Origin of the sequence: Nonomuraea endophytica (genome assembly GCF_014203235.1) — a bacterium.
Classification (GTDB): domain Bacteria; phylum Actinomycetota; class Actinomycetes; order Streptosporangiales; family Streptosporangiaceae; genus Nonomuraea; species Nonomuraea endophytica.
On the sequence record NZ_JACHIN010000016.1, the window covers coordinates 237,371 to 249,358 of the forward strand.

Here is an 11,988-nt window from a genome sequence, read left to right on the forward strand (position 1 = left end):
CGTATACATGGCGTGAGCTGGGCAAACTCTTCTCCTAGTCCGCACTGCTTGCAAGATCATCCCGCGCATGTCCCACAGCTGTATGACGGGACCGACGCTCGTCGTAACGTGCGTCGTCGAGAAACCCCGTAAGCCGATCGCGCAGTACGCGAAAGATCTGGGGGTCAACGTACTCTCGGGTCGTCCGCCGTTGCCGTGTAACCAGGCCGGCCAGGGCATCAACGGCTTGATGACCTGCCATTCCTCGTCACTCATGTCGGTGGTGTAACGGGGGTGCCCGGATCGGGTGATCGGCTCCGCGGCCCGTATCGGCAGGCCACGCATGAGCAGGCAGTTTCTTCGTTACGGGAGACAGCGATGGCAGCGGTGACGTACAACGGCGGCAGACCTTCCGTTGGTGACGGGGCTTGGATAACCACCGTTGCTACCGGAAGGTCGCTCTATGTTGTAGAAGATTCGCTCTACGTAACCATTTCGCCCGATATCGGCCCCACGCAGCACGCGCAGGGATCAGTTGGTCCACTGGCACTTCGAGTCACAGTCAGTCGCCGCCTTCGGCGTGGACGGTTCACGACGTGCAGGAACGTCGTCTTCCAAAGATCTTCTCCGGAAGATCATCCCGTACGTGTCCCCGCCTCCGTCCCATGGCACCGGAGCGTGGGCGCTGGTAGAACCATAGATCGACATTGGGGCCAGATGGCGTAAAACGGTTCCGTCGACGGGTTTGTCGCGACATCATATGACTGTGCCTGCACGTCAATCTCGCCCTCCCCGCGGTCTTTACCACGGTTACGAGGAATATAAGACGGCATCCGCCGATGACTATGGACGTGTTCTCACGGAGGGACTGGTGGTTCCCGACACAAACACACTCTTGAACCTCTATCGCTATAACAAGAGAACAAGAAGCGATCTAATGGCAATCTTGGCGATGATATCCAACCAGCTATGGATTCCGCATCAAGTGCAACATGAATTTTGGCAAAACCGTAAAAACGCGCTCAGGGACTCCAAGGATATTTACACACGGACTGTCGACGATCTGCGAAGCTTGCAGCTGAAATCAATAGAGGCTGTAAACAGGTGGTCGAATCGCCTGGCGCTATCTGGCGATAATCTAGACTCCATAAGAGACTCCCTCAAACGAGGCTTTGAGCAAGCGATCAACAAGGTCGATAAGCTGACGAGAGCCGAAGCATTTATTGCTAGCGAGGACACCAACGACGATCCCGTTCTAACTGCTCTCGAACCGATACTCCATGGACGCGTAGGTGCAGCATTCGATGCTTCCGAGATCGATAGTCTTCTTGCGGAAGCGGAGCGCCGTAGCCGGGAGAAGATTCCTCCCGGCTACGAGGACAGGGATAAGAAGAATGGGTTTCCCGCTGGTGACTACTTCGTCTGGGAACAGATCATCCGGGAGGCCGAGAGAAGAAGGATTGATGTTCTTATTATCACGGGTGACACAAAGAAGGACTGGTGGGAAGAAGAGAATGGTCAGAAAAAGGGGCCACGGCTGGACCTAGTTCGTGAGCTTCGTAAGCGTGCTCAAACAAGACTGTTCATGCTTCGTCCTGAGGTGCTATTGCAGTATGCGAAGACGGTTCTTAACGTCGAGGTGAGCGATAAGTCAGTCGAAGAAGCGGGGCGCGTGGACCGCCTTCGTGCAGCTCTCGAATGGTCTAGTTTGAGCGTCAGAGAAGTCGCCGCACTTGACAACCTTTCCGATGAAGCTGTAGGTAGTTTCCTCTTGGCAAAGCTACCTCGTGACGAGAACGGTGACTATCTGGAGACAATATTCGACATGGCCCAGCTAGCTTCTAGCTCGCCTAGGCTAGATGCCTACCTTGATGCTTTTCAAGCTCGGTTCCCGAACATTTCTCTTCGTAGTGAAGCGCGCCGGCGCATGAGGAATTTGGAGTCTCTTGGCCTCGCATCAATCGCGAAGAATCAAGTTCGACTCACGCCTCTGGGTGAACGGTTTGTCGCCGACGGGGGGAACTTGGAGCTACTGAAAATTAGCTTTCTCCGGAGAATTGCTGGAGCTGTCGGAATCAGAGAAATGGCGCAGGCGAATTCGCGAAGTGAGCTTCGAGCGAGACTAAGGAAAGCGCCGCCGCAAGGGATGAGCGCAACGCAGGCACTCCTAACGTTGCGGTGGCTCGAACAGCTGGACTTGATTGTCTCATCATAATCACACGGTCTACTCCGCAAAGAGATACGGCCGCACGAGTTGTCTCGTGGCGGTGGTGCATTGGTTGCCCGGCAGCCGCACGATGTTGTGCTTGGTCATGCCTCTGCGGCGGGGGAGCCCTCGACGATCTTCTTCGGGGTCGGGATGTCGAGTTTGGCCAGGATGTCGCCCTGGGGCTCGGTCAGCTCAGCGCGCTGGCGGAAGATGCCAGTCGGGCCAGTGAAGGTGGCAACGGTGAGCAGGTCGAACTCGTCGCGGATGCGGATCAGCAGCAGCGCCAGCACACGGCCCTCCCGGTCCTTACTCCCAGGTCGATACCCGAATCCAGGCTCACCTGTGACTATGAACTGCGGAACCCGGGGAACACAGCCATGTGCCCCCACAACACAACGCCCGCAAGGCGCGGACGGTACGGTCCATATGCTGCCAAAGCGTACGAGCGAGTCAGCTCCAAACGGGGTGGATGAGTCAGCCGCTATCAGAGCTAGGCCAATTCTTCAGCCCGCCGGAGTGCTGAACTGCATGATAGGCATGTGACCCTCACAGAGCAGATGGGCGGCGCTTGGGAAACCGAGCGCCGCCTGACCGCGATTGGTAGAACGGGGCTTTCTGTACCCGCACGTCAGGCTGTGGTGGATCAGCAGATTATCCCTGACTCGTCGGTCCTGGACTATGGGTGCGGGCGAGGGGATGACGTCCGGGCCCTACAGGGAATCGCCATGAGGGCAGTCGGCTGGGATCCCCACTATCACCCCGAAGGCGGCCTCGATCCATCGGATGTCGTGCTGCTGACTTACGTCCTCAACATCATCGAGGACCCGGAGGAACGGCGTCGTACGCTCCTCAAGGCATGGGAACTCGCAAAGGAGACCTTGGTGGTCTCCACTCGGCTCACTTGGGAGAAGTCCAAGGTCAGGGGCACGGGCTTCGGCGATGGAGTCCTTACCAGCCGGCGGACCTTTCAGCACCTGTTCAGCGCGGGTGAGCTCCGAAGTTACGTTGAGGACGTTACTGGCGTCCGGTGCGTATCTGCGACTCCCGGAGTCGTTTACGCGTTCAAACGTGACGAGGCGCGCCTGGGTTATCTGGCTCGTCGGATCGCACCCGGGGCCATCTGGCTGGCCTCCGACGACGCGGCATCGGCGATCGCCTCTGTAGTCGACTACACAGAGCAACGCGGGCGAGTGCCACGCGTCGAGGAAATGCCGACGCAGATGGCGGAACTGCTGGCCCATCTGAGCATCGCAGAACTGCAGCGGATTGTCCGGGCGTCGGCCGACCCCGAGAAGGTCGTGGAAGGCGCGAAGAGATCCACCTTGACCACGCTACTGTTCCTCGGCGTCGAGCTGTTCAACGGACGTGGCCCGTTCGGGTGCCTCCCGCTTTCTGTGCAGCTCGACGTGAGAGCATTCTTCAGCTCCTACAAGGAAGCATGCATGCGGTCCGACCGTCTGCTGCTCAAGCTGCGCGACGATGCCTATGTCCGTGGTGCGATGAACGGGTCGAAGGTCGGCAAGCTCACGCCAACAGCCCTGTACGTGCATCGCCGGGCGATTGATCACATGCCCGTTGTGCTGCGCCTATACGAGCACTGCGCTTCGCTCGCGGCAGGACGTCCGCAGGAGTGGACTCTCGCCAAGCTGCGCCATCAGGGTAGGGGAGTGAGTTGGCTGGATTATCCGGAGTTCGACACGGATCCGCATCCGCGGCTGCGAGCGTCCTACATGGTGGATCTCACCACATTCAAGACCTCGCATATGTCCTACGAGCAGTCGGAGAACAGGCCTCTACTTCATCGCAAGCATGAGTTCCTTCATCCGGAAGACCCCGAGGTCCCGAAGTATCGGCGACTTACCGACAGCGAGCTGCGAGCAGGCCTATACGCCAATCCCCATCTCATTGGGACAGAGCATGGCTGGGAGGCCGAGCTGATCCGCTGCGGCCGCCAGCTCCGTGGTCACCGCCTGATCAAGAGGGACTGACCAGTGCAAGGCCGGCTTGGTACTCGGCGATGATGCTCGCGAACTCGTCGACGTCCAGTGTCTGAGCTTGGTCGGGGAACCAAGAGAGGCGCAGTCCATTGCTGGCCTGTTCTTCGGGCAGTCCCATCGCCGCAAGTACATGGCTTGGGGTGTATGACGCACTCGTACAGGCGGATCCGGTGGCCACCGCGGCGTAGTTTTTCAGCTGCAAGATCAAGGCTTCAGTATCCACACCCTCGAACGACAGGTTGAGGATATGCGGGACCACGTGCTCTTGGTCGCCATGGAGGCTGAACCGGGTCTTGCCGAGTCCCTCCAGCAGACGGGCGCGGAACTCGCTGGCCGCCTGCAGCCACTGCGTACGTTCGCCTTCGAACACCTCAAGAGCCTTGGACAGGCCCATGATGAGCGGAACTGGAAGTGTGCCGGGGCGAAGCTTGCGTTCCTGACCTCCTCCATACATCAGCGGGGTCAGTGGTACGGAGTCTCGCCCTCGGCGTCTGATGAGAAGGCCGCCGATCCCCTTGGGGGCCCCGATCTTGTGCCCACTGAAGCTGATGAGATCGATCGGGGCACGAAGGTCGCCTGGCAGCTTGGCGAAGCCTTGAGCCGCGTCAACATGAAGATAGGTGGCAGTGGAGCGGAGATGTTCTGCCAGCTCTGCGACTGGCTGGATGACGCCAGTCTCATTGTTGACCTGCATGACAGAGACGAGGAGCGTGTCGGGACGTAGCCGTTCCAGTACTGCTTCCGCGCTCACACGGCCAGATGGCCCAGGCTCGATCAGCTCCACCTCGAAACCTTGTGTCTGGAGGTGCTCTAGTGGTTCCAGAACAGCCTTGTGCTCGATCGCAGTGCTGATGATGTGACGGCGTTCGCACTTGGTGCCGTAGGGAGCAAGACCCAGGATGGCGATGTTGTTGCTCTCGGTCGCACCACTGGTGAAGATCAGCTCGTCCGGGCGGGCGGAGAGATGGGCTGCGATGCCTTCACGAGCGCGGGCTACTGCCCGCTTGGCGCGCGTTCCGTACTCATGGGTACGCGAGCCAGCATTGCCGAAATCTTGGGACATCCAGTGCAAGACGACCTCGGCGACCTCTGGGAGTACCCTCGTCGTTGCAGCGGCATCCAGGTAGGCGACCACGTGCACACCAGCTCTCATAATTGTTTGCCCAGGTCACGTGTGTACGTTAAAACGCACACGTACTTACGGTACCGTGGACCACGTGGGAACACACGCGCTGGCGCAGCAAGGCGGAGACGCCACAACCGCGGGCTTCGAGTACATCTTCCCAGCGATCCGCGGTGTGCAGGCAGGGCGTGAGTATTACGTATCGATGTGTCCGTTGCGCCTCATCCCCAAGATCTTCTTGTTTGACGAGGACGAGCTCGCACCGGAGGTGCGGGCGCAGCGCGTTCTGAACAAGGGGCGAGTTCCAGCGCTCGCGCGGTACATCCTGGATAACCCTGACGATTACGTCTTTTCTGCGCTAACCGCCTCCGTCGATGGCGCCATGCGCTTCGTGGGAGTGTCGGACCAAGGCCCGGGCCTGCGGGTCGGGCAGCTGTACATCCCGATGGCCTCGCGCTTCCTGATCAACGATGGTCAGCACCGGCGTGCAGCCATCGAGACCGCACTTAAAGAGAACCCGCCACTCGGCGACGAGACCATCGCGGTCGTCTTCTTCCATGACGCCGGCCTTGAACGCAGCCAGCAGATGTTCGCCGACCTGAACCGCCATGCCGTGCGGCCGGCCCGTTCCATAGGCGTCCTCTACGACCACAGGGATGAGCTCTCCCAGCTGACACGGCTCCTTGCGCTGAAGTGCCCGGTCTTCCGCAACTTCGTTGAGATGGAGAGCAGCAACCTCTCAGCTCGATCGCGCAAGCTCTTCACGCTCAGCGCCCTGTACTCGGCGATGAGCGCCCTCCTCCAAGGGCTGGAGCTGACTGGCGGCAAGGACACGGAACGCCTGTCGTGGGACTACTGGGAAGCTGTAGATGATCTCATCCCGGACTGGGAAGAGGTGCGAAGACGATCTCTGTCCGCCTCCGAGATACGTAAGCAGTACCTACACACCCATGGGATCGCACTCCATGCGCTAGGGCTACTCGGGAACACACTGCTCCGCGATTCGCTTGATCCAGACGAGTGGAAGCCACGGCTGGCGCCGCTTCGGAACGTGGACTGGTCACGGACCAATCCTGACTGGGAGGGACGTGCGATCATCGGTGGCCGTGTCTCGAAGAATCATCAAAACGTCGTACTTACCGTGAATTTTCTACGCAAGCAACTCGGTCTCGAACTGACTGCCGATGAGCAGCAGGCAGAAGACGCCTACCAGCGAGGAGAGCGATGAGCACCCCGACGCGCAGTGCCGTCATGCTGAACACGCCCACCCGGCGCGCCGTCCCCTTTGAGAGCCAAGGCGGGCTCGCTGCCGTGCTGAATGAGCTGACCGCGGAGATCCGGGAGCTATACCTCGCCGATCAGGTCCCTTGGGTCGTGGGCTACAGCGGCGGCAAAGACTCCACCGCGGTGCTTCAACTTGTGTGGATGGCGCTACAAGGCCTAGAGCCCCATCAGCGCACCAAACCGGTCTACGTCATCAGTACGGACACCCTCGTCGAGAACCCGGTCGTTGCTGCTTGGGTCACCCAATCGCTGGAGACCATGCGTACGGCGGCAGAGAAGCAGCAGCTCCCCATCCAGCCGAATCGGCTGGTGCCTGATGTGAAGGACACCTTCTGGGTCGGCCTGATCGGTAAGGGGTACCCTGCTCCGAAACCGAAGTTCCGCTGGTGCACCGAACGCTTGAAGATCAAGCCGTCTAACTCGTTCATTCGCCGAGTCGTGCACGACCACGGTGAGGCGATTCTGGTCCTGGGCATCCGCAAGGCCGAGAGCCAGGCTCGCGCCCGAGTAATGGAGCGCCACGAGAAGCGACGTGTCCGTGAACGTCTCTCGCCCAACGGCAACCTCTCCAACTCCCTCGTCTATAGCCCTGTCGAGGCATGGAGCAACGACGAGGTCTGGACGTTCTTGATGCAGCAGCCCAACCCCTGGGGACATCCGAACAAGGATCTCCTCACCATGTATCAAGGGGCCTCGAGCGACGGAGAATGCCCACTCGTGGTGGACAACACCACTCCTTCCTGTGGCGACAGCCGCTTTGGGTGCTGGACGTGCACCCTTGTCGACAAGGACAAGTCCATGTCGGCGATGATCCAGAACGACGAGGAGAAGGAGTGGATGCTTCCGCTCCTGGAGCTACGCGATGAGCTCGACGCTCCCGACGACAGCCACCTGCGTGACTTCCGGAAGATGAACGGCACGATTCAGCTCTTCCATGATCGCAACGTTCCTGGACCGTACACACAAAAGGCTCGTGAGGAGTGGCTCCGCAAACTCCTTAATGCTCAGACCTGGATTCGGCAGAATGCTCCAGAGCATGTGCGGAACATCGAACTCATCACCATGGATGAGCTGCACGAAATCCGGCGCATATGGGTCTTTGAGAAGCATGAGGTCGAGGATTCGCTACCCCAGATCTACAAGCAGGAGACGGGCGAGGAGTTCCCTGGCGGTCCGCTCGACCAGCACCTCGCAGTGGCCGCGGATGAGGTGGAGCTGCTTCGTGAGGTCTGCGACGGGGACGACCTGCACTTCGAGACGATGCGTGAGCTACTTGCGGTCGAGCGGAAATTCCGCACGATGACTCGTCGCTCCGGGCTCTTCGAAGCACTTGAGAAGGCAATCAAGAGGGGCTACTACACGGATGAGGAAGATGCGGTCAAGCTAGCCAAACGCAACCAGAAGAACAAGATTGCCCCCACCCTTCTCGGATTGGATGAAGAGAGCACCGATGCTCCTGCATGAGATCACTCTCGAGAACTTCGGAGCGTACCTCGGCAAGCAGGTCCTCTCTCTGAATCCCAAGCCTGGTAAGCCGATCATCCTGATCGGCGGTCTCAACGGCTGTGGGAAGACGACGCTGCTAGATGCTATCCAACTCGCGTTGTATGGCTCCCGGGCACGGTGCAGCGGTAGGGGAAACCGTTCCTACGACGCGTTTCTCCGTGACAGCGTGAACCGTCAGGCAGTGCCTAAGCAAGCAGGTGTGAAGCTCTGGTTCTCGACCACAGTCGAAGGGGCGCAACGTCATTACCGGATTGAGCGAAATTGGTCCATCACAGGAAAGACTCTCCGCGAGTCGCTAGCGGTCTTTGTCAACGGCGAACACGATAAGGCTGTCAGCGACACATGGGCGGACTATGTAGAGGATCTTCTACCGCTGGAAGTCGCATCGCTCTTCTTCTTTGATGGCGAGAAGATCGAATCTCTTGCTGATCCTGAGCGGGCCGCTCCAGTGATCGAGTCGGCGGTTCAATCGCTCCTAGGGGTCAGCACGGTCGAACAGCTGCGAACCGACCTACTTGCTCTTCAACGGCGCCAGAAGGTGAATCGGGAGGACAAGGCCGCACTCGAGCTGATCGCCACCATCGAAGCTCAGCTTGAGGAAAACGAGGTGGCCAGAGCAGATGCGCTTCAGCGGGTCGCCTCGGCAAAGGCTGGTCTCCTATACGAGAAGAAGGAGCTGAAGGCTGTCGAAGCTGCGTTCGCTAAGGAAGGGGGAGACCTCTTCCGCCGTCGGGCGGAGCTAGAAGCACAGAGTGCGCACGCGAAAGGTCGACTCGAAGCGGTAAGCGCGACTCTTGCCAACACCGTCGCCTCAGGACCGCTCCCACTTCTCCTCCTTAAGGATCAGCTGGAGGCACTGCGTGTGCAGGTAGCTCGAGAGGAAGATGCGGGGCGCGCGGAGCAGCTACTCGACGCACTGCACATGCGGGACAAGGAGATTCTTTCGCTACTGGGCAGCGGCATACCGGATGTTCAGCTTGAGCAGGTCACCCGGTTCATGGAAGAGGATCGTGCCCAACGCACAGCTGACGCGGGCGTTCAGAGAGTCATTCAGATGTCGATGACAGGCATTCAGCAACTGAACTCTCTTGACCAAGTCCTTAAGAGCGAATCACAGCATGCGCAAGCGCTGCTCACTGAGTCCGGAGAGCTCAGAGCGCAGCTTGACGCGTTGGATCGGCAGTTGGCCGGCGTTCCAGCAGAAGACGCGATCGCTGACCTGATCGCCCGACAGGACAAGGTCCGTCAGCGCGTGGAAGACTTCGAGAGGGAACTGCGCGCAACGGAGGAAGATCACGCCGCACGTGTCCGTGAACACACGCAGCTTCAGGCAGCCCGCGAAAAGGCATATGCCAAACGAGCTAAGGGACTGGCCGAGATCGAGCATCGCGCCCGTGTGGTTTCATACTCCGACCGCGCTCGTAATACTTTGGACAGGTTTGGCGAGCTCCTGCTGCAACGTCATATCAGTCGTTTGGAAGTCGCTGTACTAGACAGCTTCAATCGCCTAATGCGTAAGGACGGCCTGGTCAAGGACCTGCGTATCGACACTAGCAAGTTCACCTTGACCTTGATTGGCGCGGACGGTGAGGACCTCAACCCGGCACGTCTGAGCGCAGGCGAGCGGCAGCTCCTGGCGGTATCCCTCCTTTGGGGCCTAGCTCGTGTAGCTGGCAACAGGCTCCCGAGCGTCATCGATACTCCGCTGGGTCGACTGGATAGCCGGCACAGACAGAATCTTGTTGAGCGTTACTTCCCGCAAGCAAGCCACCAGGTGCTTCTGCTGTCGACAGACGAAGAGATCGATGATGGGCTGCTGCAGCGTCTCATTCCGTCGATCGCCCAGACATACACACTGGTCCACAATGACACGACGTTCACAACCACGATCGAACGCGGCTACGGATGGGGGAAGACTCGGTATGTCGCTTGACACAGTCCGCTTGTCTCAACCAGCCAAGGATCAGTTGATCAAACTTAAGCGAGTCACCGGTATAAAGAACTGGAACGTTCTGTGCCGCTGGGCCCTAGCTGTGTCTTTGCAGGACGAAACGCCCCCGTTGGTGCGCGATGTTGTCACCGACTCCAACATCGAGATGTCTTGGCGAACTTTCGCTGGAGCGCACGGGGATATCTATACGGCGTTGATTAGATCCCGCTGTGTTCGTGATGGCAGCGAACCGACGGAAGAAGCTTGCGCAAGGACTCTCGTCACTCACTTGCATCGCGGCATTGGGTATCTTGCAGGACGGCGTGACCTAAATTCTGTGGACGATCTGATAAAGGCTGTTGTCCCTTAGCTTATGAAGGGAAGTGGTCTACGCCCTGCTTCATTTCGTGAAAAGGTAGGGGGTGTTCGTCCCTGAACTAGGAAGTAGCTTGGACTGGCGATCTGAGGGTCCTTTGTGTGAACCAAGACCGCTGCCGAGATTCTCGAACGGCTCGCCGGATATTTGAACAGAATTCCTCACTCAGACTAACCAGGTAGAGCTCGTGCCGGGACGATCCGGTTTTCCTGCCAAGACATGGTCCGACACCACTACCCGTGCGGGTCAGGGATGAGCTGGGTGAGCTGTTCGCCGACGCAGAGTTCGCGGCTGCGTTCGCAGCGGAGGGTAACCCGGCTGGTCACCGGGCAGGCCGGTGTTGATCAAGGTGTTGCAGCGGGTGGAGAACCTGAGCGATCGGCAGGCCGCCGAGACCGTGCGAGCGGACCTGAGCTGGGAGGATGCCTTGGGGCTGGCGTTGGATGATCTCGGGTTCGATGCGAGTGTGCGGAGTGAGTTCCGGACCAGGGTGCTCGCCCACGGCCTAGACGAGTAAGCCCTAAGTGGGTCAGTGGTCGTAGGCGATGAGGGATCGGGTGATGGGCTGGCCGGTATGGCGGTTGTGCCAGATCGCGGCGGTCAGGGCGAGGATGCGCTGGGCGATCCTGGCCCCGACGCCGGTCGGGGTGCGGGCGCCGTGCAGTTCGAGGTCGAGCTGGCCTTTGAGGGTGTCGTTGACGGACTCGATCAGCTGGCGGATCGGCTTGAGCAGGTGCTGGCTGGGGTGTGGTGTGCGGTTGCGGTAGGACGGGCGTAGCAGTCGCACACCGCGTTCGGCCAGGTAGGTGTCCAGTTCGGCGGAGATGTAGCCCTTGTCGGCGATGATCAGGAGATCGGGCCGCTCGGTGAGCAGGACCGGGTCGTGCTCGCAGATGGACATCAGCACCTGGCGTTCGTCGATGTTCGGGCTGGCCAGTGCCCAGGTGATGGGCAGCCCTGCTGGGGTGCAGATCAGATGCAGTCGCAGGCCCCAGAACCAGCGGGAGTGTGAGCGGCAGTAGCCGTAGCCGGCCCAGCCCGCCAGTTCGGAACGGGTGGCGGTCGGACGGGAGCGACCGCATTCGACCGGGGTGGAGTCGATGATCCACAGCGGGTCGTGCCACAGGTCGGTATCGGCTGCCAGAGCGCGGATGGCACGTTTTGAGTAGGGGTAGGGCGTGGTGCAGGCGTTTGTTGTAGCCGGATTGGCCGGGCAGGTATGGGAAGGCGCCGGGCAGGTGTGCGGGCACGTAGCGGAGCCAGCGGGTCTGGGAGCGGACCCCGAGCAGGACTTGAGCCACTGCCAGGGTCAGGAGCTCAGCGTCGGTCAGCCGCGGTGGTCGGCCGGATCGCGGTGAGTCCTTCAGCCAGTCGTCGATTGCCACGTACAGTGCGGTGAGAAGGGTGTTGAGGTCGTTGGTCACACATCGATCCTCGACACCCTTCGCCATTCCCGCTCTGGCATGACAGCGACTTAGGACTTACTCGTCTAGATGGTTGATTCCAAGGGCTGAGGTTCGTTGATCGGCTGCGGGCATGCAGCGAGGGTGTCCAAGATCTGTTTGTGACGACAGAACTGAACAC

7 protein-coding genes and 3 pseudogenes are annotated in these 11,988 nt (G+C 59.8%); 7 read left to right on the plus strand and 3 right to left on the minus strand.

All coding sequences use genetic code 11. From position 1 onward, the window contains the following. The first annotated feature begins 739 nt into the window (after positions 1 to 739). Positions 740 to 2,194: a PIN-like domain-containing protein gene (locus HNR40_RS43725; protein WP_246510319.1), complete on the plus strand. Its 1,455-nt coding sequence runs from the start codon at positions 740 to 742 to the stop codon at positions 2,192 to 2,194. A 95-nt stretch (positions 2,195 to 2,289) separates the two neighbouring features. On the opposite strand, the pseudogene HNR40_RS43730 reads toward HNR40_RS43725, so the two are convergent. Further along, positions 2,290 to 2,475: pseudogene (locus tag HNR40_RS43730) on the minus strand (IS1634 family transposase); the annotation flags it as partial. A 252-nt stretch (positions 2,476 to 2,727) separates the two neighbouring features. Between HNR40_RS43730 and HNR40_RS43735 the strand changes: the two are divergent. Continuing rightward, a complete protein-coding gene (locus HNR40_RS43735; RefSeq protein WP_312896752.1) occupies positions 2,728 to 4,176 on the plus strand; it encodes a DNA phosphorothioation-associated putative methyltransferase in 1,449 nt (482 codons plus the stop codon). On the opposite strand, the gene dndA is transcribed toward HNR40_RS43735, so the two are convergent. Next, positions 4,163 to 5,320, minus strand: coding sequence for a cysteine desulfurase DndA (gene dndA / locus HNR40_RS43740; protein ID WP_184972363.1), 1,158 nt, complete (start codon positions 5,318 to 5,320; stop codon positions 4,163 to 4,165). The two genes, HNR40_RS43735 and dndA, sit on opposite strands and share 14 nt — an antisense overlap. Positions 5,321 to 5,402: 82 nt before the next feature. Here dndA and dndB point away from each other — a divergent pair, with 82 nt between their 5' ends. The 5 genes and pseudogenes from dndB to HNR40_RS53970 form a co-directional block, all read left to right on the plus strand. Next, positions 5,403 to 6,536, plus strand: coding sequence for a DNA sulfur modification protein DndB (gene dndB / locus HNR40_RS43745; protein ID WP_184972365.1), 1,134 nt, complete (start codon positions 5,403 to 5,405; stop codon positions 6,534 to 6,536). Then, positions 6,533 to 8,056 (plus strand): DNA phosphorothioation system sulfurtransferase DndC, encoded by a 1,524-nt coding sequence (gene dndC, locus HNR40_RS43750; protein WP_246510321.1) that lies wholly within the window; start codon positions 6,533 to 6,535, stop codon positions 8,054 to 8,056. The genes dndB and dndC overlap by 4 nt, the downstream gene beginning before the upstream one ends. After that, the gene (gene dndD / locus HNR40_RS43755; RefSeq protein ID WP_184972367.1) at positions 8,043 to 10,031 is read left to right on the plus strand and encodes a DNA sulfur modification protein DndD; all 1,989 of its coding nucleotides are present in this window, start codon (positions 8,043 to 8,045) and stop codon (positions 10,029 to 10,031) included. The genes dndC and dndD overlap by 14 nt, the downstream gene beginning before the upstream one ends. Then, positions 10,021 to 10,398 (plus strand): DNA sulfur modification protein DndE, encoded by a 378-nt coding sequence (gene dndE, locus HNR40_RS43760; RefSeq protein WP_184972385.1) that lies wholly within the window; start codon positions 10,021 to 10,023, stop codon positions 10,396 to 10,398. The genes dndD and dndE overlap by 11 nt, the downstream gene beginning before the upstream one ends. 331 nt (positions 10,399 to 10,729) lie before the next feature. Beyond that, a pseudogene (locus HNR40_RS53970) lies at positions 10,730 to 10,921 on the plus strand (transposase); the annotation flags it as partial. Between the two features lie 12 nt (positions 10,922 to 10,933). Here HNR40_RS53970 and HNR40_RS43770 read toward each other — a convergent pair. Continuing rightward, a pseudogene (locus HNR40_RS43770) lies at positions 10,934 to 11,828 on the minus strand (IS982 family transposase). Between the last annotated feature and the right edge of the window lie 160 nt (positions 11,829 to 11,988).

Bases quoted from the DNA above. Each gene is read 5' to 3' on its own strand.
- HNR40_RS43725 (WP_246510319.1), top strand. From the start codon at position 740: ATGACTGTGCCTGCACGTCAATCTCGCCCTCCCCGCGGTCTTTACCAC.
- dndC (WP_246510321.1), top strand. From the start codon at position 6,533: ATGAGCACCCCGACGCGCAGTGCCGTCATGCTGAACACGCCCACCCGG.
- dndD (WP_184972367.1), top strand. From the start codon at position 8,043: ATGCTCCTGCATGAGATCACTCTCGAGAACTTCGGAGCGTACCTCGGC.
- dndE (WP_184972385.1), top strand. From the start codon at position 10,021: ATGTCGCTTGACACAGTCCGCTTGTCTCAACCAGCCAAGGATCAGTTG.